This is a genomic window from Corallococcus sp. bb12-1, from assembly GCF_026626765.1.
GTDB classification, from domain to species: domain Bacteria; phylum Myxococcota; class Myxococcia; order Myxococcales; family Myxococcaceae; genus Corallococcus; species Corallococcus terminator.
Genome location: NZ_JAPNJZ010000020.1, coordinates 19,467 through 42,758, shown reverse-complemented (window position 1 = coordinate 42,758; position 23,292 = coordinate 19,467). Strand labels below are relative to the sequence as shown.

20 protein-coding genes are annotated in these 23,292 nt (G+C 69.9%); 11 read left to right on the top strand and 9 right to left on the bottom strand.

The features are described from left to right. Positions 1 to 42: 42 nt before the first annotated feature. From exoE to OV208_RS25865, 5 genes are all read right to left on the bottom strand, one after another. Positions 43 to 1,410: a polyisoprenyl-phosphate hexose-1-phosphate transferase ExoE gene (gene exoE / locus OV208_RS25885; RefSeq protein WP_120539948.1), complete on the bottom strand. Its 1,368-nt coding sequence runs from the start codon at positions 1,408 to 1,410 to the stop codon at positions 43 to 45. A gap of 119 nt (positions 1,411 to 1,529) precedes the next feature. Further along, positions 1,530 to 2,267 carry a CpsD/CapB family tyrosine-protein kinase gene (locus OV208_RS25880; RefSeq protein ID WP_120539949.1) on the bottom strand — a complete coding sequence of 246 codons (738 nt, stop codon included), beginning with the start codon at positions 2,265 to 2,267 and terminating at the stop codon, positions 1,530 to 1,532. Positions 2,268 to 2,303: 36 nt separating this feature from the next. Beyond that, positions 2,304 to 3,713: a GumC family protein gene (locus OV208_RS25875; protein ID WP_267576585.1), complete on the bottom strand. Its 1,410-nt coding sequence runs from the start codon at positions 3,711 to 3,713 to the stop codon at positions 2,304 to 2,306. 35 nt (positions 3,714 to 3,748) lie between these two features. Beyond that, positions 3,749 to 4,945: a hypothetical protein gene (locus OV208_RS25870; protein WP_267576566.1), complete on the bottom strand. Its 1,197-nt coding sequence runs from the start codon at positions 4,943 to 4,945 to the stop codon at positions 3,749 to 3,751. Between the two features lie 41 nt (positions 4,946 to 4,986). Then, complete coding sequence (locus tag OV208_RS25865) at positions 4,987 to 5,556, bottom strand: polysaccharide biosynthesis/export family protein (protein WP_120539951.1); 570 nt, start codon at positions 5,554 to 5,556, stop codon at positions 4,987 to 4,989. A 410-nt stretch (positions 5,557 to 5,966) separates the two neighbouring features. Here OV208_RS25865 and OV208_RS25860 point away from each other — a divergent pair, with 410 nt between their 5' ends. Next, positions 5,967 to 6,158: a hypothetical protein gene (locus OV208_RS25860; RefSeq protein ID WP_267576565.1), complete on the top strand. Its 192-nt coding sequence runs from the start codon at positions 5,967 to 5,969 to the stop codon at positions 6,156 to 6,158. A gap of 192 nt (positions 6,159 to 6,350) precedes the next feature. Here OV208_RS25860 and OV208_RS25855 read toward each other — a convergent pair whose 3' ends face one another. Then, entirely contained in the window at positions 6,351 to 7,922 is a 1,572-nt protein-coding gene (locus OV208_RS25855; RefSeq protein WP_267576564.1) for a phospholipase D-like domain-containing protein, read from the bottom strand. A 499-nt stretch (positions 7,923 to 8,421) separates the two neighbouring features. Between OV208_RS25855 and treZ the strand changes: the two genes are divergently transcribed. From treZ to OV208_RS25810, 9 genes are all read left to right on the top strand, one after another. Then, positions 8,422 to 10,305: a malto-oligosyltrehalose trehalohydrolase gene (gene treZ / locus OV208_RS25850; protein WP_267576563.1), complete on the top strand. Its 1,884-nt coding sequence runs from the start codon at positions 8,422 to 8,424 to the stop codon at positions 10,303 to 10,305. Continuing rightward, positions 10,302 to 12,332 carry an amylo-alpha-1,6-glucosidase gene (locus OV208_RS25845; RefSeq protein ID WP_267576562.1) on the top strand — a complete coding sequence of 677 codons (2,031 nt, stop codon included), beginning with the start codon at positions 10,302 to 10,304 and terminating at the stop codon, positions 12,330 to 12,332. Before treZ ends, OV208_RS25845 begins: the two co-directional genes overlap by 4 nt. Positions 12,333 to 12,380: 48 nt before the next feature. Further along, on the top strand, positions 12,381 to 13,046 hold the full coding sequence (locus OV208_RS25840) for a hypothetical protein (protein WP_267576561.1): 666 nt from the start codon (positions 12,381 to 12,383) through the stop codon (positions 13,044 to 13,046). A 378-nt stretch (positions 13,047 to 13,424) separates the two neighbouring features. Next, positions 13,425 to 14,393 carry a Circumsporozoite protein gene (locus OV208_RS25835; protein WP_267576560.1) on the top strand — a complete coding sequence of 323 codons (969 nt, stop codon included), beginning with the start codon at positions 13,425 to 13,427 and terminating at the stop codon, positions 14,391 to 14,393. Positions 14,394 to 14,445: 52 nt separating this feature from the next. After that, positions 14,446 to 15,618 carry a tetratricopeptide repeat protein gene (locus OV208_RS25830; protein ID WP_267576559.1) on the top strand — a complete coding sequence of 391 codons (1,173 nt, stop codon included), beginning with the start codon at positions 14,446 to 14,448 and terminating at the stop codon, positions 15,616 to 15,618. Positions 15,619 to 15,679: 61 nt separating this feature from the next. Further along, positions 15,680 to 16,156 carry an EVE domain-containing protein gene (locus OV208_RS25825; RefSeq protein ID WP_267576558.1) on the top strand — a complete coding sequence of 159 codons (477 nt, stop codon included), beginning with the start codon at positions 15,680 to 15,682 and terminating at the stop codon, positions 16,154 to 16,156. Beyond that, positions 16,153 to 16,743 carry a DUF4291 domain-containing protein gene (locus OV208_RS25820; protein ID WP_267576557.1) on the top strand — a complete coding sequence of 197 codons (591 nt, stop codon included), beginning with the start codon at positions 16,153 to 16,155 and terminating at the stop codon, positions 16,741 to 16,743. The genes OV208_RS25825 and OV208_RS25820 overlap by 4 nt, the downstream gene beginning before the upstream one ends. A gap of 41 nt (positions 16,744 to 16,784) precedes the next feature. Further along, positions 16,785 to 17,924 (top strand): bifunctional chorismate mutase/prephenate dehydratase, encoded by a 1,140-nt coding sequence (locus OV208_RS25815; protein ID WP_267576556.1) that lies wholly within the window; start codon positions 16,785 to 16,787, stop codon positions 17,922 to 17,924. Further along, positions 17,917 to 18,750 (top strand): prephenate dehydratase, encoded by an 834-nt coding sequence (locus OV208_RS25810; RefSeq protein ID WP_267576555.1) that lies wholly within the window; start codon positions 17,917 to 17,919, stop codon positions 18,748 to 18,750. The genes OV208_RS25815 and OV208_RS25810 overlap by 8 nt, the downstream gene beginning before the upstream one ends. Here the strand turns inward: OV208_RS25810 and OV208_RS25805 are convergent. Together OV208_RS25805 and OV208_RS25800 are read right to left on the bottom strand one after the other, a co-directional pair. Next, on the bottom strand, positions 18,740 to 19,873 hold the full coding sequence (locus OV208_RS25805; RefSeq protein ID WP_267576554.1) for a 3-deoxy-7-phosphoheptulonate synthase: 1,134 nt from the start codon (positions 19,871 to 19,873) through the stop codon (positions 18,740 to 18,742). The genes OV208_RS25810 and OV208_RS25805 overlap by 11 nt on opposite strands. A 96-nt stretch (positions 19,874 to 19,969) precedes the next feature. Continuing rightward, positions 19,970 to 20,536, bottom strand: a complete 567-nt coding sequence (locus OV208_RS25800) for a tetratricopeptide repeat protein (RefSeq protein ID WP_267576553.1) — start codon at positions 20,534 to 20,536, stop codon at positions 19,970 to 19,972. 259 nt (positions 20,537 to 20,795) lie between these two features. Between OV208_RS25800 and OV208_RS25795 the strand changes: the two genes are divergently transcribed. Next, the gene (locus OV208_RS25795) at positions 20,796 to 22,436 is read left to right on the top strand and encodes a cation:proton antiporter (protein ID WP_267576552.1); all 1,641 of its coding nucleotides are present in this window, start codon (positions 20,796 to 20,798) and stop codon (positions 22,434 to 22,436) included. Positions 22,437 to 22,451: 15 nt separating this feature from the next. On the opposite strand, the gene OV208_RS25790 is transcribed toward OV208_RS25795, so the two are convergent. Next, the gene (locus tag OV208_RS25790) at positions 22,452 to 23,255 is read right to left on the bottom strand and encodes an NAD-dependent epimerase/dehydratase family protein (protein ID WP_267576551.1); all 804 of its coding nucleotides are present in this window, start codon (positions 23,253 to 23,255) and stop codon (positions 22,452 to 22,454) included. Positions 23,256 to 23,292 lie beyond the last annotated feature (37 nt).

Below are 23,292 nucleotides of genomic sequence, written 5' to 3'. Positions count from 1 at the left end.
CTCCCCCGACAACCGGAGGCCGCGGACCGTGACAATTGCTGACTACCGAGCACCCCGCCCCAACAACACGTGCCGGACGGTGTGGAAGATAATGCCGACATCCAGAAACAACGACCCGTTCTTCACATAATACAAGTCGAACTCGAGCTTGTTGCGCGCGTCCTCCACCGAGGCCCCGTAGGGGTAGCGGATCTGCGCCCAACCCGTGATGCCCGGCTTCGTCGCCTCACGCACGCCGTAGAACGGAATCTGCTGCTTGAGCTGCTCGGTGAACACCGGGCGCTCGGGACGCGGGCCCACGAAGCTCATGTGGCCCATGAGCACGTTGAACACCTGGGGAATCTCATCGATGCGCGTCTTGCGGATGAACTTGCCCACCCGCGTGACGCGGTCGTCGTTGGAGCGCGCCCACACCGCGCCGTCCTTCTCCGCGTCGGTGCGCATGCTGCGGAACTTCCACAAGGGGTAGGAACGCCCGCCCAATCCCACGCGGTCCTGCCGGTAGAAGATGGGGCCCTTGGAATCCAGCTTGATGGCCAGCGTCACCAGCACCAGGAAGGGCGACGCCAGGAGCAACAGGAGCGACGCCACCGCCAGGTCGAACGCACGCTTGAAGGCCCGGCGCAGGGGCGACACCGTCATCTCATCCGCGAAGGCGAAGTCGCTCGCCCGGAGGAACTGCACCGGGATGCGGCGCAGCACGCGCTCGCAGAAGCCAGACGCTTCGTACACCCGCCGCCCGTCCAGCCGGCAGCGCAACAGCGCGTCCACCCAGTTGGCGCCGCGCATGTCATCCGCGGCCTGCACCACATAGGAGGCATTGAGCCGCGCCGCCATCGCATCCAGCGGCTCGTCCACCTTGCGCGGGTCCACCAGGGCCACCACGCGGAAGGAACCCTCGCCGCCAGCCTCGATGGCGCTCGCCACCGCGCGGGCCTTGAGGCCATCCCCGATGATGAGGACCGCGTCGGGCTCACCCACCAGGGCGCGGATGGAGACGCGCACCGCCAGCGTGCCGGCCAGGGCGCCCATCGCGCCGCCCAGCAGCGTGCCGGGAGGCAGGGACACCGGGAGGGCCAGCGGCAGGAGCAGCATCACCCCGCCCGCCACCATCGCGGTGACGCCCGCGGCCTTGAGGAAGCGGTAGCCGCGCGTCCGGTCTTCCGCGGCGACGCGAAGGTCGTAGAGGTCCAACAGGTACAGCGTGAACTGGAAGGTGACGACGAAGGCCAGGCCCAATCCCACCAGCGTCGGCCACAGCGTGGCGAGCGGCGGCCAGGTACCCGGGGGCGCGAAGAGGGCCGCGCAGGCCGCGGCACCCGCGACACAGGCCAGCGCGATCGCCGTGCTCTCGGCGAGGAAGAACGTCAGCTTCTTGGCAGAAAAGTAGTGGTGAAAAACGCGAAGCACGTGACTCCTCCAACCCCGACCCGCCCACTCCACTCCAGGCCCCGCCCCCCCGCCGCATAGGAGGGGGGACGGAAGGCCAGACAGACTGCACTCACCTGCACGTCGTGCTGCTCTGGCTGCTACTTCTTCACGTAGTTCTTCAGGTACGGGGTCGCGTTCACTTCCGCCCCGTTGAGCACGCAGCCCACCAGCGCCGCGCCCGCCAGCTGCTCCACCGCCTGGTTCACCACCTTGGAGGGGGTGACGTTGGCGCGGATGACCATCAGCACGCCGTCCATCTGGTGGCCGAGGATGGCCGCGTCCGCGAAGGGCAGCGTGGGAGGCAGGTCCACGTACACCTCGTCGAAGCCCTCGCGCACCGCCTTGAGGAACTGCTTCATCCGGGCGCTCGCCAGCACCTGGGTGCTCTCCTCCGGCGTGGCGCCGGCGGGGATGACCGCCAGCCGCGTGGCGTTGAAGCGGCGCACCACGTCGCGCACATCGCACTCACCGGCCAACAGCTCCGCCAGGCCCTGCTTGTTGCGCATGCCCAGCGTGGGGGCCACCTGCCCCCGGCGCAGGTCCGCGTCCACCAGCAGGATGCGGCGCTCCGGGTTCGCCCGGGCGGCGGCCAGCGCCAGGTTGACGCTCGTCACCGTCTTGCCCTCGCCCGGCATGGCCGAGGTGAGCGCCACCACCTTCATCGGGCGCTGCTCCCGCATCCGCTCCAGCCGGTAGTACAGCGTCCGGTACTGCTCGGCGGCCGCGGAGGCCGGGGCCGTCAACGTCACCACCCGACGGTCCACCGCGTTCGAGGAAGTCGCGCTCTCATCCACACGCGGGAGGAAGTTTCCGGCCCGCTCCATCGTCGAATCCATCTGAGTGCTCCAATCTTTTCCGTAGGGGGTCGGCAATTAATTCAGCGAAGTCGGCGAGGAGACGCTGTTCTTGCTCCCAGCCATGGGCATCAACACCCGCTTCTCCGTCTTCCCTTGCATGTTCGGGACCACCGCCAGGACAGGCAGCGTGATGCGCTCGCGGACCTCGGTGCCATCGCGGAGGCTGTCGTCGCGCATCTCCAGCACGGTGCCGGTCAGGACACCCAGCGACAGGGCCAGGAGGGCCGCGATGAGCAGGCCGCTCAGGCGGTCCGGGCGGGCCGGAGCGGAAGGCACCCCGGCGGGCGAGATGACGTTGAACAGGCTCTGGGCACTCTTGGCCTCCAGCTCCTGGGCGATCTCCGCCTCCACCTTGCGGCTCACCACGCTCTGGTACTTGGTGCGGGCGATTTCGTAGTCCCGGTTCATCACCGCCAGCTCATGCGCCCAGCGGGGGGTGTTGTTCAGCCGCGCCTGGTAGGCCTCGGCCTGCTTCTGCAGGTCCACGATGTCCTTCTGGATGCTGCCCACCAGCGTGGTGACGCGGGTCCGCTCGTTGCGTTCGGCGAACATCCGGCCCTCGGCGTCCTTGCGCTGCTCGGACACGTTGCCCAGCTCGCGCTCCATCCGCTTCACTTCCGGGTGGTCCTCGGTCCACTGCGTCTTGGCCTGGGTGAGCGTCCGGGACAGCCCGCTCTGCGCGGCCTCCAGGCGCCCCGCCTCGCTGTCCGCGGCGTTGCGGGCCCGAGCCAGGTCGGAGCGACGGGCCTCGGCGGCGCGCAGCTCCTCGGACTTGGTCTGCAGCTGGGCGCTGATGCGCTCCAGGCCGCGCATGTTCATCTCCATCTGCTCGGGCAGCTCACCCAGGTGGTCCACCTTGAAGCGGCTGATGTTCGCCTCCCACGCGGAGACCGCCTTGCCCATGTTCACCATCTCCTCCGTGAAGAGGTTGGTGGCGCGGGCCGCCTGCGCCTGGCGGATCTTCAGCGTCTCCTCGGAGAAGATGGCCGGCAGGCGGTTGGTCACCTGCGCGACGACCTGCGGGTCGCGGCCCGCGTACGTCAGCTCGAAGGCCGTCTCACCTTCGACGCGCACGGTGAGGTCCTTGCGCATCTGCTCCACCGCCGCCTCGATGCCCTTCTCCGAAACGAGCTCCGGGTAGAGGTTCATCTCCTCGATGGCCTTCTGGAGCACCGGCCGGGCCAGGAGCTCCTGGCGGACCGTCACCAGCCGCTGCTCGATGAGCTCGCTCACCGTGCGCTGCACCATCTCCTCACCGGGGCGCTGCGGTTCCACGCGCACCACCACCGACGCTTCATAAATGCTAGGCCGCGTCATCACGATCGCCGCGCCCACCACGAAAATTGCAGCAGCGATCGCCCCCACCAGGGCCTTGCGACGCCACAGCGCCGAAAGCATCTGGTCCGCCGTCATCCCACGCTCCATGATCCGCTCCTCCATGCCTCGCACTCGCATGCTCCCTACCAAGGTGTCATGACCAGACGGAGAGCAAACACATTGCGTGTCAGATCCCCTGCCCCGGCGATGTCCGCCGCGCCCACTTGCGCGATGCGATCCACCGCCCCCTGCAACGCGAGCTTCCGGTTCATCCGGTACTCGACGCCGCCTCCCACTGCATAGCCCTGCGACACGTTCGTGGTGTTGCGCCACTGCGTGTAGTTGAAGTTCGGCGCGGTGCCGTTGCGGAAGAAGCTGGCCGCCCCAAAGGCAGACAACTTCGCCGTGAACCGGTGCGCCGCCATCAGTGATGCGTAATCCGCCCAGACCGCGCCGGAGAACCCGCTGGCACCCACCAGATCGTGTCCCATGGCGAAGCCGATGTCTGAACGCTCTCCTTCACGAACCAGCTCCAGCGCCACGCGAGGCAGCCAGCCCCCGCGGGATGAATCCGCCGGCATGTAGCGCACCGGCCCGCCCCGGAGGGTGAGCGTGGTGGGCCGCGTCAGCCGGTAGCGCAGGGCCGCCGAAGCGCCGTGCGCCTGGCTGTAGTCCCCCGCGTAGAGGAAGCCCTGATAACGATATTCAGCGCCCAACGACAACCGGCGCGTGGAGCGGTACCACAACTCCACCGACGGGGTGTGCGCGTAACCCGCCTCCCGTCCCGGCTCGATGATGCGCGTGGCTTCGAACGAATAGCTGCCGCGCACATCCATGCGGTCCGTCACCCGCCCCGTCAACCCCACCTTCGACTGCGCATAGAAGGTGGGAGAGGTGGAGCGCGCCAGACCGTCACGCGGCAGCGAGGTGGGGTCGGTGACGCGGAACACCTTGGCGCTCGCGTCCAATCGCAGCCGGCGCGACAGCACGTCGCGCAGGCCGAACCCGCCCCGGTGATCCAGCGTCGTCTTGCCGGAGCCGTGTCGTGCGAGCAGGTCCGTGGCGTAGAACGTATCCAGGGTGAGCTGCTCGTTCTTCACATCCAGGCCCAGCCGGGGCGACAGCTTCGTCATGAACTGCCCGCCGGTGGCCCCTGCTCCGCCGCCCAGGCGCAGGTCGTTGTCGAAGCGCTCCTCCGCCGTCAGGCGCAGCCGCGGCTCCAGGATGGTGGCCGCCTGAGCAGCCGGTCCGGCGATGAGACAGCCTGCAATCACTGCCCGCTTCCAGTTGCCCCTCACCGCCGCCCTCCCATCCATGCCCACGCCCGCGCCCTTGTTCATATCTTCCGGATGTCTGTGTTTTAAGTTGCGTCCGTCATGCTTCACGGGACGACGACGGTGTCACCGGGACGCAGGATGACGTTCTCGCCGTCGGGGGAGACCAGGTCGCTGTAGCGAACCGGGATCTGCCCGCCCTTGCCGTCCGTGCGGATGACGACGATGCCGTCGGAGTTGGCGAAGTCGGTGAAGCCGCCCGCCAGCGCGATGGCCTGGAGCAGCGACACGCGGCCGCGCAGCGGGTAGGCGCCCGGGTGGGCCACTTCGCCCGTCACGAACACGCGGGTGCTGTTGACCTCGCGGACGATGACCGTCACGCGGGGCTCCTGCACATACGGCTGCAGACCCGTCTTGAGTGCCTCCGCCAGCTCCGTGGGCGTCATGCCCGCGGCCTGGATCTCCCCCACCATGGGGACGGAGATGTAACCGTCGGGACGCACCGGCACCGTGCGCGACAGCTCCGCGTCACGCCACACGCTGACGTCGAGGACGTCCTCGCGGCCGATCCGGTACGGCTGATCCGCGTTGTCCACCTTCAGCGTCTGCTGGTGAGCACATCCCGACAGGAGGAGCATCCCCAACCCCACCCAGAACCCCGTGCGCCGCATTCCCATCTTCCGCTCTCCTTCGTTCACTGATGTCTGGCGAGTGCCGCCGTCCACCGGCCCTGCGGGCCGAGCAGCACGCTTCTGGCGGTGTCCCTTAGCAGCGCGTGTGCCAGCGGCTTGTAAGAAGGAAAACCCTTGGACTTCGGTGGGTTACGGCGTGCCACATCAGGCGCACATGGGGGGAATCGGGAAAAATTCCGGTCGTACCCCGGTGTTCTCCCCTGTGCTTTCTGCCGATCGCTTCCGTGCAGTGGAAGAGGTTTGCCCAATCCAGTCCCTCCCCGTTCCACACGCTCCAGCACATGTGAGGGGCCCTCCTGTGCGAGCACTTCGGCACGGGACTTGAAGAGGGACTGCCCGTCGGACGCAGCGGTAGGGTTTCAGGGCGTCACAACCGTCACACGGGGGACAACGGAATGGGCAAGGCAGCTGGGGCGATGGGGTTGGTCTTCATGGTGGGTACCAGCGTGGTGGGCCTGATGGGCGCGGCGATGGGCAGCAGCATCGAAGCCGGCGTCCTGGGAATGGTGGGCCTGGCCCTGTATGGGGGCAGCGCGCTGCTCAACGGCAAGGCGGCGGAGCCGACCGGCGTCGCGAAGCAGGCGTAGGCAGGTGGCCTGATAAAGGCTGAAGGACTGTAGGAATCACGGGGCCTCGGGCCTGGACGCGAAGGGAAGCAACGCTTCCTGCGCTCCGACCCGGCGGCCCCGTTTCATTTGCGCGAGCGCGCAAGCCATGAAGCGCGCAAGCACTGAGGCTCGCGGCGAGGACACGCCCGGAGCGCGTCCGGACGCGGACCTTCAGGGCTGATGTCGCTCCGCTTCCGGCACGTTGCGCGGCTCGGCTTCCGCGACCCGCAGCGGCTCCACCTTGACGGGCATGGGCGGCACCTCGGACTCCGGCAGGGGCGCTCGCGTCTCGGGCGTTTCGGATTCCTGTCGGCGCAGGCGCGCGGCGCGGCTCCACAGGGCGATGCCAGCCCAGGCGCAGAGGAGCGCCGCGGGCACGGCCACCACCTGCGGCCACCACAGCGCCACGCCCGCGAGCGCCAAAGGCACCACGCCCGCGCCGAAGACGAGCTTCGACTCCGTGCGCCCCAGCTCGCGGTGGTTGGTGACGGCGGCGCCTACCGTGTTGCCCAGGCGCACCGCGCCCGCGGCCGCGCGGCTCATGCTGCCCCGCCGTCCGGGCGCGCCCCGCTGGGAGCGCGGAAGCGGGCGCGGGTGCGGGTTCATGGACATCAGGCGCCGGTCCCTTCCGCTGAGCACGACCTCCGTCGCGTGCTCCAGGTCCTGCTGGTACATGGCCTCCATCTGCTGGGCGAAGTGGATGTCCTCCACCGCCACGTCGATTTCGGAGTTGCCCAGCCAACTGGCGGGGTTGAGGTTGGACGAGCCCACGCGGGCCCACAGCCCATCCGCCACCGCCGTCTTGGCGTGGAGCATGGTGCCGTTCCATTCATAGACGCGGATGCCCGCCTCCAGCAGGGGGCGGTAGCCGGCCTGGGTGAGGGGGCGCAGCACGGGGATGTCGCTGCTGCCGGGCACCAGCAGCCGCACGTCCACGCCGTCGCGCGACGCGGCCCGGAGCGCCTGCACATACGCGGCGGTGCCCACGAAGTACGCGTCGGTGAGCCACAGGCGCTTGCGGGCGAGCGACGCGATGAGCTGGTCCACGCGGAACAGGCCCGCGCTCCAGGGCACGCCGGCCACCACGCGCAGGGCCACGTCCCCCCTGGGCTCGGGCGCGCGGGCGGAGAGGCAGGCGTCCTCGTCCAGGGGAGCGCCCACGGTGGCCCAGCCCTGGGCGAAGGCGCGCACGAGGTCCGCCACGGCCGGGCCGCGAATCGCGAGGCCGGTGTCGCGCCACGGGGCCACGTGCTTCTCCGGGTCCCCCACCCACTTGTGGCTCACGCACAGGCCGGAGACGAAGCCCACCTCGCCGTCCACGGTGAGTGTCTTGCGGTGGTTGCGGCCCAGCCAGGCCAGGGGCCGGTCGAACTGGAAGGGATTGAAGCAGCGCACCTCCACGCCCGCCTCGCGCAGCCGGCGCCAGAAGCGGCTGGGCGCGGTGCCCTGACAGCCCAGCCAGTCATAGAGCACGCAGACGCGCACGCCGTCGCGGGCACGGGCCTCCAGTGCGTCCGCGAAGGCGCGGCCCACGTCGTCGTCCTCGATGATGTAGTTCTCGAAGAGGACGGAGCGGCGGGCCAGTTGGATGGCGCTCAGCCACGCGGGGTAGTTCTCCCGCGCGTCGCGCAGCAGGTGCACGTCGTTGCCCGGCACGAGCGGCGCGCCCGCGGCCCGGGAGAAGACCTGCTCCGCCAGCCCGCGCTGGGGCCCGCTGATGCCCGTCGACTTCAGGATGGCCACGCCGTTCCTCCTCGGGCCGGAACACCCGGGTGCCCGCGCCCCTCCACGTTCCGAATCGCCGGGGTGGACCTCTCTCTATAGGAGAAGCGCCCGCGAAGGTCCTGGGTGAGGTGCGGTTCCTTCCAGGCCGTCGCAAGGGACCCGGGAGCGAGGCCCACTCACAGGGATGACGCCAGTCAGGGCCTGCCCCTCCTGTCGGCCTGCGGGCAGCCAGGGGAGCGGACGGACTCCAGGGGGCCAGCGGCAACGGCCGCGAGGTGCGCACGCCGAGCCACCGTGCTTCTGCCACCCGGGAGCGCGGACGCGGCAAGGCGCGGCGGCCGATGCGCAACCGACACTCGAGCACGATGCGCTGCGCGCCCGGCGGCGAGGCCTCGACGGACCGGGGGACGATGCCGGGCCATCCCCTGCTTCCTACCCTTTCCCCCGCGTCTCCGCCCTGAGGCCGCCCCTCTGGGAATTCCGGCGGACGCACGGGCCATGGATTGGAGGACGCAGGATGGGGATCACTCCCGCATCACTTTCATTGGGTGCACAGCCATTGGACGAGGGGCGCACCCGCTTCCGCGTCTGGGCCCCGCGCCGTCGCACCGTCGAGGTGCTGTTGTCCGACCCCCAGGGCGTCCGCGCGCTGCCGCTCCAGGAAGAGTCACACGGCTACTTCGCGGGCACGCACGCGGTCGCCGTGGGCACCCGCTACAAGTACCGCCTGGATGGTGGGGACGCGTTTCCCGACCCCTGCTCCCGCTTCCAGCCGGAGGGCCCGCACGGCCCTTCGCAGGTGGTGGACCCCAGCCGCTTCGCCTGGACGGACGCCAGTTGGAAGGGCATCGAGGCGCACGGCCAGGTGCTGTACGAGCTGCACGTGGGGACCTTCACCCCGGAGGGCACCTATGCGGGGGTCGCCTCGAAGCTGGCCCTCTTGAAGGACGTGGGCGTCACCACCGTGGAGTTGATGCCACTCAACACGTTTCCGGGCCATCACAACTGGGGTTACGACGGCGTGTCGCTGTTCGCGCCCTGCACCGTGTATGGCGATCCGGACGATCTGCGGCGGATGGTGGACGAAGCGCACCGCCTGGGGCTCGGCGTCATCCTGGACGTCGTCTACAACCACCTGGGCCCGGACGGGAACTACCTGGCGCAATTCTCGAAGGGCTATTTCAATTCGAAGCATCCGAATGAGTGGGGAGACCCCACGAACTTCGACGACGGTGAGGACGCGGGAGCATCCCGCGACTTCTTCATCCAGAACGCGGCCCATTGGATTGCCGAGTACCACCTGGATGGCCTGCGCCTGGACGCCACGCAGAGCCTCTACGACGCCTCGCCCCGGAACATCGTCGGCGAGCTCATCTCGCGTTCCCGGGAAGCGGCGGGCGGGCGGCGCATCCTCCTCATCGCGGAGAACGAACCCCAGGACGTGAACATCGTCACGCCCCCGGAGGCGCGGGGCCAGGGCGCGGACGGGCTCTGGGTGGATGACTTCCACCACTCCGCGCGGGTGGCGATGACGGGCCACCCGGAGGCGTACCTCACCGACTACCAGGGCACCGCGCAGGAGCTGCTGTCGTGCGCGCTGCGCAACTCGCTGTACCAGGGCCAGTACTACCGCTGGCAGAAGAAGAAGCGCGGCTCGCCCCTGGGCCGGGTGCCCGCGGAGCGCGTCGTCTTCTACCTGCAGAACCATGATCAGCTCGCCAACACGCTGCGCGGCGACCGACTCCAACTTCTGGCGGGGATGCCCCGGATGCGCGCGCTCACCGCCTTCTTCCTGCTGTTGCCGCAGACGCCCATGCTCTTCATGGGTCAGGAGTTCTTCGCCTCCACGCCGTTCCACTACTTCGTGGACCACGACGACAAGCTCCAGCCGCTGGTGCAGAAGGGCCGGGATGACTTCCTCGCGCAGTTCGCCAGCGCGCGGCAGGCGATGGAGGAGGACGGGTTCCACCTGCCCATCGGAGAGGAGGCCTTCCGCCGCTCCAAGCTGGACTGGAGCGAGCACGCCCGGAACACCGAGGCGTTGGCGTTGCACCGGAACCTGTTGCGCCTGCGCCGGGAGGATCCGGTGTTCGCCGCGCAGGACCTCACGCGCGTGGCGGGGGCCGTCCTGGGGCCGCAGGCGCTGGTGCTGCGCTATTCGGGCAGCGAGCAGGAAGGCGACCGACTGGTCCTCCTCAACCTGGGCACGGGACTGGATTCGGAGCCGTGTCCGGAGCCGCTGCTCGCTCCACCTTCGGGAAAGCGCTGGCGACTGTTGTTGTCCAGTGACCAGGCCCGTTACGGCGGGATGGGCTCGCCACCGATTCCGGAGGATGGACGGTTGCCATTGCCCGGACAGACCGCGCTCGTGTTGACGAGCGAGGAGGAGACCACGGCGTGAATTCATCAGCCCCCGACCTGCCCCGCCTCTCGTTCGACTGGAAGGACGGCGCCGACTTTGGCGTCGGCGTGCACCACGAGTGGCTGATGACCAACGGCCGGGGGGGCTACGCGTCCGGCACGTTGGTGGGGTGCAACACGCGCCGCTACCACGGCCTGTTCATCCCCACGTTGGAGAAGCTGGGCCGCACGGTGCTGATGGCGCGGATGGACGAAGCGGCCTTCGTGGACGGTCAGCGCTACCGGCTGACCTCCGAGGAGCATGCGGACGGCACGGCGCTGGAAGACGGCGCGCGCCACCTGCGGCACTTCCATCTGGAGGGGCTTGTTCCCGTCTGGGAGTACGCGCTGGGGAGGACGCGGCTGCGTCGGCGCTTCGTGATGGTGCACGGCGAGGACACGGTGTTCATCGAATGGCAGCACCTGTCCGGTCCGGAGGCCACCCTGCACCTGCGGCCCTTCCCGGTGCTGCGCTCGCATGATGGACCGCTGCTCGAGAAGGTGGAGGATGCCATCGTCACGCTGCGGGGTCCGCTGGTGACGTTGCGCAACGGCGAGGACGGCCCGCTCATGACGATGCGGCTGTATTCGGACGGGCCCACGCCGTTCGTGAGCCTGGATGAGACGTCCAAGCCGCAGCACCTGCGCGTGGAGAAGGCGCGCGGCTATGACTTCACGGAGGTGCAGCACTCGCCGGGCTATTTCGCCGCCACGCTGAAGCCCGGGGGCACGCTGGCCTTTGGCCTCACCGTGGAGACCGCGGGGCATCTGCAGCGGGACCCCGCCGTCGTGTTCGAGCGGGAGCTGACACGGCAGCAGCGCCTGTTGGAGCGCGCTCCGGAGCATGCGCGTTCCGGTGTTCCGGCGCGGCTGGTGCTGGCGGCGGATCAATTCATCATCGATCCGCCGAGGCCCGCGGACGCAGCCTGGGCGCGGTCCATGGGCCTGGACGCTCGAAGCGTCATCGCGGGCTACCCGTGGTTCACCGACTGGGGCCGCGACACGATGATCAGCCTGGACGGGCTGACGCTGGCCACGGGGCGCTACCGCGAGGCGGCGGCCATCCTGCGCACGTTCCAGCACTACGTGAAGGACGGCCTGATTCCGAACTACTTCCCGGACGGGGAGAACGAGGGCGTCTACCACACGGCGGATGCAACGCTCTGGTTCTTCCACGCGGTGGACCGCTACCTGGAGGAGACAGGGGACGAGAACCTCCTGCGCGACCTGTACCCCACGCTGAGCGACATCGTCGCGCACCACCAGAAAGGCACGCGCTTCCACATCGGGGTGGATCCGGCGGATGGATTGCTGCGCCAGGGGCAGGAGGGCTACCAGCTCACCTGGATGGACGCGAAGGTGGATGGCTGGGTGGTGACGCCCCGCCGGGGCAAGGCGGTGGAGATCAACGCGTTGTGGTTCAACGCGCTCAAGCTGATGGCGGAGTGGGCGGAGCGGCTGGGCCAGGAGTCGGCGCCGTACCGGCTCGCCGCGGAGCGGGCCCATGGCAGCTTCAACCAGCGCTTCTGGAATGAAGCGGCCGGATGTCTCTACGACGTGGTGGACGGAGACGCGGCCCACGAGGACGCGCACGTGCGGCCCAACCAGGTCTTCGCCATCTCGTTGAAGCACCCGGTGCTCAAGCGCGAGCACTGGGCGCGGGTGCTGGAAGTGGTGCGCCGCGAGTTGGTGACGCCCGTGGGATTGAGGAGCCTCGCGCCGGGCAGCAAGGACTACAAACTGAAGTACGACGGCGACCTGCGGGCGCGCGACGCGGCCTATCACCAGGGCACGGTGTGGGGCTGGCTCATCGGGCACTACGTGGACGCGACGTTGAAGGTGACGCCGGACCTGAAAGCGGCGCGCGCGCTGCTCGCGGGGATGGAGGACCACCTGTCGCACGGGGGCATCGGTCAGATTTCGGAGATCTTCGACGCGACGGAGCCCTACCATCCGCGAGGCTGCTTCGCCCAGGCATGGAGCGTGGCGGAGGCACTGCGCGTGTTCAGCAAGACGAACATCGGGTGAGGTCTGACAGCGTGACGTCCAGGGGAGGTTCGTGGGAGCTTCCGGCCCATGTCCCTTCCCAAGACACATTTTCTGGACTGCACGCTGGTTTCGCCGCTGATGCATTTGCCCGTGCGGACGGCGGTCTTCGAGCTTGAGCAGGCGCGGGTGATGCTCTCGCCGGGGTCGAAGCTCACGGCCGGACAGCTTCAGGAAGCCGGCCCGGTCACTGACATCGTGGCCCCCAGCCTGATGCACACCGCCGGCATGAAGGCCGCCGCGCAGGCGCATCCGAACGCGAGGCTCTGGGGCCCGTTGGGCGCGCGGGAGAAGCATCCCGAGCTGAGCTGGCACGGCATCCTTGGAGAAACACCGTGGCCTTTTGAAAGCGAGCTTGGACTGCTGCCCATCCCAGGCATGCCGAAGATGAACGAGAGCGCGTTCCTGCACCGCCCCTCGAAGGCGCTCTATCTGACCGACATGGTCTTCAACATCAAAGAGCCCAGGGGGCTCGCCGCCTGGATGTTCTTCGGGATGTTCGGCACCTACAAACGCTTCGCCGTGAGCAAGCTGTTCCTCCGGTTCGCCAAGGACCGGGCTGCGTTCGACGCGGCCATCGCGACGCTCGCCGGGCTCGACTTCGAGCACGTGATTCCCTCTCACGGCGAGGCGATGCTGAACGAAGGCAAGCCCCGGCTGCTCGCCGCGTTCCGTGAGCGCGGGTTGATCCAGTAGGGCGAACGTCAGTCGGCCACGCCCCAAAGGCTGACCGTGCCATCCCCCTGCCCTTCCCGCCCCCTGGCGATATTCCCAACAACCGGGAATGGCACGGGTGGAACAACATCCCATCGCGCAGGTTTCCATGGGTGGGCCCGCGCCGGGGAGCGCGATGGACAGTCCTCCACACCCTGGCTTCGACGCACCGCACCGTCTCCGCGCTGGCCCCCAGGAAACATTCCACCCTGCATGTGTGACACCCGCCCACTTCGCGAGAATCCTGGGGGCCATTTCTTACAAAGTGATGCGGGGTCGGAAACTCTCCCCCGGGCATTTCGGAGAATGAGGAAAAGCTGGCGCCGAATCTGGCGCCGTTCCTTCGAAATCGAGCCCGCCATGTCCACGCCCATCGGCTACCGCCCGCCTCCGCCTCCCCCGCCGCGGCCCGTCGCGCCGCCGCCCGTCGCGCCGAACCTGGCGAAGAATGGCCAGAAGCCCGCGACGGCACCGGCCGGCTCGCGCGTGGACACGTCGGCGCAGGGCAACGTGCAGTCGAACTCGCGCAATGTGCTGAGCGGCCAGTCGAGCTTCGAAGCCGGCGGCGCGCGCTCCGAGGTCAACGGCACCGGCCCGGGCGGCATCAACACCAACGCGTACGTCCAGGGCCCGACCTTCAGCGCGGATGCCTCCGTGGACGCCGACATCGGCCTGTCCGGCATCGACGTGAACGTGCAGGTGGACGTGTCCGCCAACCTGCTGGAAGCGGGCGCCAGCGCCACCAAGACGGTGGAGTTCGAGATCGCCGGTGAGCAGTACTCCGTCGAGCTGGACCTGTCCGCGCTGGGCAAGATTGGCGCCGAGGGCAGCATCGACCTGGACCTGCACGTCGGCACCGACGGCGACGTGTCCATCAGCGCCGCGGCGTCCGGCTTCGCCGGCGCGCAGGCCAGCCTCACGGGCGCCATCGAGCTGAAGCACGAGGATGACACCCTGGCCTCCGCCAGCATCACCGCCAGCGCCAGCGCCGGCGTGAGCGGCGACGCCCACGCGGACATCGGCCTGAATGGCGGCAACCTGGAGTTCGACGTCGGCGTGGAGGCCACGGCCGGCCTGGGCCTGGGCGTCGAGGTGGAAGGCTCCGTCAACCCCGGCAACATCCTCAAGGCGGTCGGCGAGACGGCCGCCGCTGCCGGTGGCGAGATCCTGGAGAACGTGGCCGAGGGCGCCATCAACGCGGGCGGCGCGGTGCTGGACGCGGCCGGCGATGTGTTCTCCGGCGCGGTGGATGCCGCGGGCGACCTCATCAAAGGCGCGGGCGACGTGATTGGCGGGATCGGCGGCGCGGTGGGTGGACTGTTCGACTGATGTCCCCGGGAGACTGCCCGGCCCTTCCGGGGCTGGGCTATCCTCTTGACCCATGGCCGTCTCCAAACAGGCAACCACCGCTGCGCGTCTGATGAAGCAGGGCCTGCTCAAGGATGCCGCGCTCGAATTCGAGCGCGCCCTCAAGCAGGACCCGAAGGACGCCGCCGCGATGCTCGGGCTCGCACGTCTGCGCCTCGCGCAGCATGACGAGCCCGCAGCGCGCGCCATGCTCCAGCGGCTCGTGGAGCAGCACCCCACCCACCCTGAAGCGCTCAGCCACCTGGCCCGGCTCGATGCCGAAAAGGGTGATGCCCGGCAGCTCGCGGTGCTGGAGGCGCTCGCGGCCCAGCCGAAGGCGGGCTTCTTCGAGGTCGTCAACCACGGCCGGGGGCTGCTCGCCCACCACCAGTACACCGCAGCGATCCCCGCGCTGGAGAAGGCGCTCGCCGTCCAGCCAGGAAATCCCCAGACGCTGACGTACCTGGGCATGGCGCTCCAGGGCGACAAGCAGTTGGACCGCGCACTGAAGCGCTACCAGGAAGCCGCCGAGGCCAGTCGCACGGAGCACCTGCCGCTGCTGCTCGCCGCGCGCGTGCAGGTCCTCCAGGGGCACGTGGGCGCCGCGCTGACGACGCTGCAACAGGCCATCCTGCGCAGCCCCCGCGAGCCGTCCCTCATCCGCGAGTTCGCCTCGCTGTGCTTCTTCGCGGGCGCGCCCGAGCCGGCCATCAAAGCCGCCATCGACCTGCGCATGCAGCAGCCGGACAACGCGGACGCCATCTACCTGCACGGGCTTGCGTCCTTCGTGGCCGGCAAGAACGAAGACGCGGATCGCATCCTGCGCGAAGCGCTCGCCAAGGTGCCGGACAACGCCGCCGTGCGCATCGCGCTGGCAAAGGTCCGCCGCCGGCTGGGCGACGACGCGGAAGCGCAGAAGCTGCTGGAGGCCGCCATCGCCGCCGACCCGTCCGAAGTAGGCGCGGCCAACGACCTCGCGGTGCTGCACCTGTCCCGCCCTGGCGGAGCCACCGCCGCGCGCGCCGTGTTGACCCAGGCGCTGAAGACGCACCCGGACGATGTCGGCGTGCACCTCAACCTGGCCCTGGCCCTGGCGGACACCGACAAGGCCCAGGCCCGGACGCACGCGACGAAGGCCCAGGCCAGCACCGACAAGCACATCCGCGAACAGGCGGACCGGCTCATCGCCGCGCTGGGCGCGAAGTAGTCACGCCCCTGGCACTCAGGGCCGCTGGCCTCCGGGCGGCCCTGCGCTAGGGTGCGCCGCCATGGCGACTGGCCGGTACTGGTTGATCAAGAGCGAGCCCTCCGTCTACGCGTACGCACGGCTGGAAGCGGACGGACGGACGGAGTGGACGGGCGTGCGCAACTTCGAGGCGCGCAACAACCTGCGGGCCATGACGCCCGGGGACCTGTGCCTCTACTACCACTCCAACGAGGACAAGGCCGTCGTAGGCGTGGCGCGCGTGCTCACGAAGCCGGGCCCCGACCCCACCGCGCCCGGTGAGGACTGGGCCTCCGTGGACGTGGGCCCCGTGGTCGCCTTCACCGCCCCCGTGACGCTCGCCACCATCAAGGCCACGCCCGCGCTCAAGGACTTCCCGCTGCTCACCCGCAGCCGCCTGAGCGTGACGCCCACCCCGGTGGAGCACTTCGAGCTCGTCCTGGAGATGGGCCGCACGAAGCTGCCAAAGGCCCCCGCGTCCAAGCCGAAGTCGAAAGCGAAGTCCGGGGCCCGCCCATGAGCGCCGCGCGGGAAGTCCGAGCCGACTTCGACCGCGCGTCCATCGTGCTCTACCAAGCCTATCCGGACGCCATCGCGGACGTGGCCGTGAAGCAGCAGAAGTTCGGCCCCCCGTTCTCCGTGGGGCGGATGACGTGGATCAAACCCAGCTTCCTATGGCTCATGCACCGCTCCAACTGGGGCCGCAAGAGTGGCCAGGAGCGCACGCTCGCGGTGCGCATCAAGCGCTCCGGCTGGGAAGAGGCCCTGGGCGCTGGCGTCCTCACCGCCTATGAGCCGAAGGCACACGGCACCCAGGACGCGTGGCGCAAGGCCTTCGAGTCCGCGCCCGTCCACATCCAGTGGGACCCCGAGCGCACCCTGCGCGGCGCGGGCCTGCCCCACGACAGCATCCAGGTGGGCTTGAGCCGCGCCGTCATCCAGCGCTTCGTGGACGACTGGACCGTCTCCATCACGGACCTGACGCCGCTCACGCAGAAGCTGCGCAAGCACCTGGACGACGGCCGCGCCGACCAGGCCACCCGCCTGTTGCCGAAGGAGTCCGTCTACCCGGTGCCTCCGGAGCTCGCCCGACGGCTTGGGATGTAACCGGATGACCGTTCCCTGACGCGAGTTGTTATGTTCTCGCGATGTCGGACACCCCGGACCTGGACACCCTGCGGACAGCCCTCGAACGCGTCGACGACGACATCCTCGACGCGCTCCAGCGCCGCATGGCCCTGGCGGATGACGTGGCGCGCGCCAAGCTGGTGACGGCCTGGCCCTTTCGAGACCCGCAGCGCGAGGACCTGCTCCTGCGCAAGCTGCGCGGTCGGGCCGCCGAGCGCGGTTTGGATCCACACGAGGTGGAGCGCCTCTACCGCGTCATCCTGGACATGTCCGTCGCGCGGCAGCAGGCGCTCGTCACGCGGCTGGACACCACGCCCCTGCGCGTGGGGTACCTGGGCGTCGAGGGCTCCTACAGCCACCTGGCCGCACGCCAGCGCTACGGCCACCGTCCGGGCGGCGTGCTCCTCACCGGCTTCGACTCCGCGAGGCAGGCGGTAGAGGCCCTGAAGAAGGGCGACCAGGACCTGCTCCTGATGCCCATCGAGAACACCACCGCGGGCACCATCAACGAGACCTATGACGTGCTCGCCGCGGGCGATGGCGTCATCACCGGCGAGTTGGTGAGCCAGGTGGATCACCGGCTCCTGGGCATCAAGGGCGCGAAACTGGAGGACCTGCGCGAGGTGCTGTCGCATCCCCAGGCCCTGGCCCAGTGCGAGGACTACCTGCGCACGCACGTGCCGTGGGCCCGCGCGGTGCTGGGGCCGGACACCGCCGTCGCCGCGCGCACGGTGGCGGACCGCAACGACGTGACGGTGGCCGCCATCGCCAGTGAGTCCGCGGCCAGCCGCTTCGGTCTCGTCGTGCTCGCAAGCGACCTGCAACCCGGCGCGGACTTCACGCGCTTCGTGGAGGTGGGGCGCGAACCCACGCCGCTAGCGCCGGATGTGCCGTGCAAGACGTCGCTGCTGGTGGTGTTGGAACACCGCCCGGGCACGCTGGGCCAGGTGCTGCAACGGCTCACGCAGCGCGGGGTGAACCTCACCAAGCTGGAGTCGCGCCCCATCCCCGGCGCGCCGTGGCAGTACCGCTTCTACCTGGACGTGGAGGGCCACGCCGCGTCCGCGTCGGTGACGGCGGCGCTGGAGGATCTGCGCTCGCTCACCTCATCGCTGCGCGTGCTGGGCACGTATCCGCGCGCGGAGCATCTCGATGGATGACGCCGCCCCCCGCCGCATCGCCTTCCAGGGTGAGCGTGGCGCGTACGGCGACGAGGCCACGCGGGCCTTCTTCGGCCCGACCGTGGTGTTGGTCCCCTGCCCTTCCTTCCGCGCCGTGCTCGAAGCCGTCGCCGAAGGCCGGGTGGACGGCGGAGTCCTGCCCCTGGAAAGCGCGCTCGCGGGGCCGGTGGCGGAAGTGGTGGACCTGCTGCTGGAGTTCACCCCGCGCCTGTCCGGAGAGATGCGCCTGCGCGTGCGCCACTGTCTGCTCGCGCCGCCGGGACGCTCGCTCGCGAGCCTCACCCGCGCGCTGTCCCATCCCCAGGCGCTGGCTCAGTGCTCGGGCTGGCTGCGCAAACACCATCTCCAGCCGGTGCCGGAGGTGAACACCGCGGTCGCCGCGCGGCGCGTGGGCGAGGAGGCTCCCGCGGGCACGGCGGCCATCGCCAGCCGGACGGCGGCGGACCTCTACGGCCTGGCCGTCCTCGCCGAAGGCATCGAGGACTCACCGGACAACGCCACCCGCTTCCTCGCGGTGGGCCCGGCCATCCCGCCCCACCTGGGCTCCCGGTGGAAGACGTCCGTGGTCCTCACCGTGAACGACGGGCCCGGCGCGCTCGCGGGTGTACTGGCGGCCTTCGCCGCGCGAGGGGTGAACGTCGCGCGGCTGGAGTCCCGCCCCGGCGGCGTCCGCGCCTGGGACTACCGCTGGTGCCTGGACGTGGACGGCCGCGAGGATGCGCCGTCCGTGCGGTCCGCGTTGGAGGAGGCCCGGAGCGCGTGCACGTCGCTCCAGGTCCTCGGCAGCTACGCGCTCAGCGACTGACCTGCGCGCCGGCCTTGGAGGCCGTCCCGTCGCCGTTCTTCACGGCTTCCGTGTACGCGCCGCGCACGATGTTCGTGTAGCGCTGGAGCGCGCCCAACTGCTCCAGGCGCAGCGCCTGCGGTCCGTCGCACAGGGCAATCTCAGGGTGCGGGTGGAAGTCCACCAACACCATGGACGCGCCCGCGATGAGGCCCTGGCCGATGGCGTGGAAGATGTCCGGCAGCCCGTCCGGCGGGGCCTCCGCGCGCCCGATGGCGTGCGAGGGATCCACGCACACCGGCATGCGCGTCAGCCGGCGCACGACGGGCACGTGCGCGAAGTCCACCATGTTGCGGTGCGGGTCGCCCAGGTGCGTCTTCACGCCGCGCAGGCAGAAGACGATCTTCGGGTTGCCCTCGCTCGCCACGTACTCGCACGCGTTGAGGGACTCCTCCAGCGTGATGCCCATGCCGCGCTTGAAGAGCACCGGGAACGCGCGCTGCTGGCCAATGCTCTTGAGCAGCTCGAAGTTCTGCGCGTTGCGCGTGCCCACCTGGAGCATCACGCCCGTGGGATTGCCGGCCTGCTTGAGCGCGTCGTTGATCTCATCGATGTGGCGCGGGTTCGTCACCTCCATCGCGACGACCTTGATGCCGTGCTTGCCCGCGGACTCGAACACCCACGGCAGGCACTTGGCGCCCAGGCCCTGGAACTCGTAGGGATTCGTGCGCGGCTTGTACGCGCCCATGCGCGTCGTCTTGATGCCGCAGCGCGCGAGCGCCGCCATCATCGAATCCACGCTCTCCAGCGAATCCACCGCGCACAGGCCCGCGAAGAGGTTCACGGAGGTGTCATCGAAGGACACGCCGTTGTATTCGAAGCCCGCCGTGGTGCGCTGGCCGCCGTGCCGGCCGATGATCCGGTACTTCTGCGACACGCGCACCACCTGGCGCACGCCGGGAAGCTGCTGGAACGGCTCCAGCGGCACCTGCGCGGTGGAGCCCAGCAGGTACAGCTCCGTGATGGTGGACTCGGCGCCCTGGACCACGTGCGCGCGGGGCGTCACGCCTTCGTACTGCGAAGCCAGGTGGAGGACGGCGTTCACGACGGATTCCGGGGAATCCGGCTCGAGCATCACGATCATGCGAAGGGTTCTCCTGAAGAAGGGCGTCCAGTCGGCATTCAACACCCACGGCGCGCCCTTTCCCTCCGCTTTTATGGAAAATTGAAACGGGACGGCTCAGGAGGAGGCAGGGCGTAGGCGGGTCGCCAGCTGGGTGTAGTGCTCCTGCTGGGTAGGGTCTCCCAGGTGCTCCCACACGTCCGCCAGGGCCTTGGCGGCCTCGACGTAGGCGGGGGACAGCTCCAGCGCCAGCTCGAAAACCTGCCGGGCCAGCCGGTAGCGGGCCTTGTCCGGGCGCCGTCCCTGCGTCAGGAGCGCGTTACCCAGGTGGTAGACCTCCACGGCGGCGGCCTCGCGGTAGCCGGGGGTGGGGTTGAGCTGGACGGCGCGCTCCATCAGGAGGGCGGCGGCCTCGGGCTCGCCCAGCTCCAACTGGCAGAGGGCGGCCTCGCGCAGGGGGTCGGCGGCGGTGGGCTCCAGTTCGACGGCGCGCTGGAAGCCCTTCAGGGCCTCCGCGGTCCGGCCCAGTTGCTTGAGCGCGAACGCCTTGCCGGTGAGCGCGGGGAAGTGGCGTGGATCCACGGCGAGGACCTGATCGAACGACTGGACCGCGGCCTCGTGGTTGCCGGACATGGAACGGTGGACGCCCTCGTTGAACGCCGCGAACAACAACGACCTGGACATCGTTCCCCCAGGGAACAGGGTTGCGAGGGCCCCGCATCCGCACGTGGCCCAAAGCGCCAGCCTGTCACCGGGGGACACCGCTCCGCAAAGCCGCGCCCCCTCCCCGGCTGATGGCATCCATCGCGTTGGGCTGATGACGCGCGCGCCCCTCGTGGGTACGACGGGTTGCGGCGTCGGCGAGTCGCCACTGTCCAGAACCGGCATTCCTGCGCTACGCCGCTGGATTCCAGGCGGCGGATTGTTCCCCTGGGAGGGCTCCATGCTCGTGTTCGAGATCGTCATCGCGCTGCTGCTCGGGGGCGCGCTGCTCGCGGCGCTGTCCCGGCGGATTGGCACACCCTACCCGGCGCTGGTCGCGTTCGCGGGGGCGGTGCTGGCGCTCGTGCCGGGGACGCCGGAGCTGGTGTTGGATCCGGAGCTGGCGCTCACGCTCTTCGTCGCGCCGGTGCTTCTGGACGCGGCGTTCGACGCCTCGCCTCGTGACTTGCGGGCGAACTGGCGGCCGGTGGTGGGGTTGGCGCTAGGCGCGGTGGTGCTCACGGTCATCGCGGTGGCGGTCGCGGTCCACGGGCTCGTGCCGGGCATGCCCTGGGCGGCGGCCATCGCGCTGGGCGCCATCGTCGCGCCCCCGGACGCGGCGGCGGCCACGGCGGTGTTGAAGCAACTGCGGCCCCCGCACCGGCTGCTCGTCATCCTCGAAGGCGAAAGCCTCTTCAACGACGCCAGCGCCCTGCTCATCTACCGGCTCGCGCTGGGGGCCGTGGCGGCGGGGGGCATCCTGGGCTGGAGCGCGCTGCCCATGCTGCTCATCGTCACGGTGGGCAGCGTGGTGCTGGGGTACGTGCTCGCGCGCGTCACCCTCTTCATGAACCGGTTCGTCGAGGACGTGTCCACGGCGGTCATCGTGCAGTTCGGCAGCACGTTCGCGGTGTGGATCCTCGCCGAGCGGCTGCACCTGTCCGGCATCCTCACGACGGTCGTCTACGCGATGACGGCCTCGCGAATCGCGGCCCTGGTGACGCCCGCGCGGATCCGCATCCCGGCGTACGCGGTGTGGGAGGTGGCGGTGTTCGTGTTGAACGTGCTCGCCTTCATCCTCGTGGGCTTCCAGCTCAAGTCCATCGTCGGGCGGCTGGACCGGCCCACGTGGCTGGAGTACGCGGGCATCGCGGCGGTGGTGACCGGGGTGGCCATCCTCGCGCGCATCGCCTGGGTGATGGGCGTGGCGGCGCTCGGCCGCTGGCGCGAGCGCCGGACCTCCTCCAAGACCCCGGGCAGCGCCCACGCGGTCGCGTTGTCACCTCGCGCGGCCATGCTGGTGGGCTGGTGCGGGATGCGCGGCATCGTGACGCTCGCGGCGGCCCTGGCCCTGCCGACCGGTGGCGAGGGAAGTCCCCCGTTCCCCTACCGGGACCTCATCCTCTTCACGTCCTTCGCGGTGGTGCTGGGCACGCTCGTCCTCCAGGGCATGACGCTGCGACCCCTGATGACGCGCCTGAAGCTGGACGACGACGGCGCGGTCGACCACGAGGTGAGGCTCGCCCGGGTGCAGACCCTGCGCGCGGCGCTGGATACGACCGACGCCTCCCCGGGCACGGAGATGGCGGCCCTCGTCCGGCGGCGGTACGAACTGCAGCTCCAGCGGGCGAAGCAGTTGCTGGAGGGGCGCGCGGACACACGCGCCGGAGCCCGACCGGACGGGGCCGCGGCGCCCTGGGGTCCGCCCTCCGCCGACGCGGACATGGTGCGCACCGCGATGGCGGCCGAGCGGCGGCGGTTGCTGGAGCTGCGCGCGAACGGGACCATCGGGGATGCCGCGTTCCAGCAGGTGGAGCAGGAGCTGGACTGGGCGGAGCTCGACCTCCAGCAGATCCTGCGCGCGGAAGCCGCCGAGCACTGACCGTCGGACGACGTGTCACCCCCGGGCTTCTTCCTCCATGGCCGCGACGAAGCCGGTCGTGAAGTCCGGGTAGCGGGGCGTCCAGCCCAGGGCCTCCAGCTTCGCGCCGCTGATGGCCCGGTCCCCGCGCAGGGATTCATGGAGCGACTCGAAGGGGACGCGGGGCGGCATGGGGAGGGACAGGTGCTGGCAGAGCCAGGTGGCCGTCTCCTCCTGGGTCGCGGGGCGCCGGTCCGCCACGCAATACACTTCCCCGGGAGCACCGCGTTCGAGCACCACCCGAACGGCATCCACCAGGTCATCCACATGGACGCGCGACAGCCGACCGCCACCGGACTCGGGGATGCGCAGCGTGCCCGCCTTCAGCCGTCCGGAGGTCCCACGGCCAGGGCCGTAGATGCCCGCGATGCGCATCACGCTCGCGCCCAGGGGAAGGAAGCGCGCCTCCGCTGCCAGCCGGGCCCGAGCCACCGGGGACGTCGTATCCACGGGCGTCGTCTCATCCACGTGTCCGCGTGCGGAGCCATACACGCCCGTGGACGACAGGTAGACGAGCCGGGAAGGCCGGGCCCGGGACAGCACGTCCGCGAAGTGCGCATCCAGCCCGGCTTCGGGAGGGACCGAGTCCACGACGTGGGCCCCGTCGACCCGCGCCAGGGCGTCTTCGAGCGATAGCACCCGCACGCCCGCGCCTTCCAGCACCGCGCGGCGCGACGCATCCCGCGTGGTGGCGAGGACCTCACGGCCGGAGCGGGCCTCCACCCGCGCGAAACGCGTGAGCGTGTAGCCACAGCCGAGCAGGATGAGCGGAGCCGTCATGGCCTCCGCGATATCGGCCAACACCCCTCCGGCGCAA

What these genes read in the sequence shown, in the direction of transcription:
- OV208_RS25880 (WP_120539949.1), bottom strand. Translation starts at nt 2,267, where the DNA reads ATGGATTCGACGATGGAGCGGGCCGGAAACTTCCTCCCGCGTGTGGAT.
- OV208_RS25875 (WP_267576585.1), bottom strand. Translation starts at nt 3,713, where the DNA reads ATGGAGCGTGGGATGACGGCGGACCAGATGCTTTCGGCGCTGTGGCGT.
- OV208_RS25870 (WP_267576566.1), bottom strand. Translation starts at nt 4,945, where the DNA reads ATGAACAAGGGCGCGGGCGTGGGCATGGATGGGAGGGCGGCGGTGAGG.
- OV208_RS25865 (WP_120539951.1), bottom strand. Translation starts at nt 5,556, where the DNA reads ATGGGAATGCGGCGCACGGGGTTCTGGGTGGGGTTGGGGATGCTCCTC.
- OV208_RS25860 (WP_267576565.1), top strand. Translation starts at nt 5,967, where the DNA reads ATGGGCAAGGCAGCTGGGGCGATGGGGTTGGTCTTCATGGTGGGTACC.
- treZ (WP_267576563.1), top strand. Translation starts at nt 8,422, where the DNA reads ATGGGGATCACTCCCGCATCACTTTCATTGGGTGCACAGCCATTGGAC.
- OV208_RS25840 (WP_267576561.1), top strand. Translation starts at nt 12,381, where the DNA reads ATGTCCCTTCCCAAGACACATTTTCTGGACTGCACGCTGGTTTCGCCG.
- OV208_RS25835 (WP_267576560.1), top strand. Translation starts at nt 13,425, where the DNA reads ATGTCCACGCCCATCGGCTACCGCCCGCCTCCGCCTCCCCCGCCGCGG.
- OV208_RS25830 (WP_267576559.1), top strand. Translation starts at nt 14,446, where the DNA reads ATGGCCGTCTCCAAACAGGCAACCACCGCTGCGCGTCTGATGAAGCAG.
- OV208_RS25825 (WP_267576558.1), top strand. Translation starts at nt 15,680, where the DNA reads ATGGCGACTGGCCGGTACTGGTTGATCAAGAGCGAGCCCTCCGTCTAC.
- OV208_RS25820 (WP_267576557.1), top strand. Translation starts at nt 16,153, where the DNA reads ATGAGCGCCGCGCGGGAAGTCCGAGCCGACTTCGACCGCGCGTCCATC.
- OV208_RS25815 (WP_267576556.1), top strand. Translation starts at nt 16,785, where the DNA reads ATGTCGGACACCCCGGACCTGGACACCCTGCGGACAGCCCTCGAACGC.
- OV208_RS25810 (WP_267576555.1), top strand. Translation starts at nt 17,917, where the DNA reads ATGGATGACGCCGCCCCCCGCCGCATCGCCTTCCAGGGTGAGCGTGGC.
- OV208_RS25805 (WP_267576554.1), bottom strand. Translation starts at nt 19,873, where the DNA reads ATGATCGTGATGCTCGAGCCGGATTCCCCGGAATCCGTCGTGAACGCC.
- OV208_RS25800 (WP_267576553.1), bottom strand. Translation starts at nt 20,536, where the DNA reads ATGTCCAGGTCGTTGTTGTTCGCGGCGTTCAACGAGGGCGTCCACCGT.
- OV208_RS25795 (WP_267576552.1), top strand. Translation starts at nt 20,796, where the DNA reads ATGCTCGTGTTCGAGATCGTCATCGCGCTGCTGCTCGGGGGCGCGCTG.
- OV208_RS25790 (WP_267576551.1), bottom strand. Translation starts at nt 23,255, where the DNA reads ATGACGGCTCCGCTCATCCTGCTCGGCTGTGGCTACACGCTCACGCGT.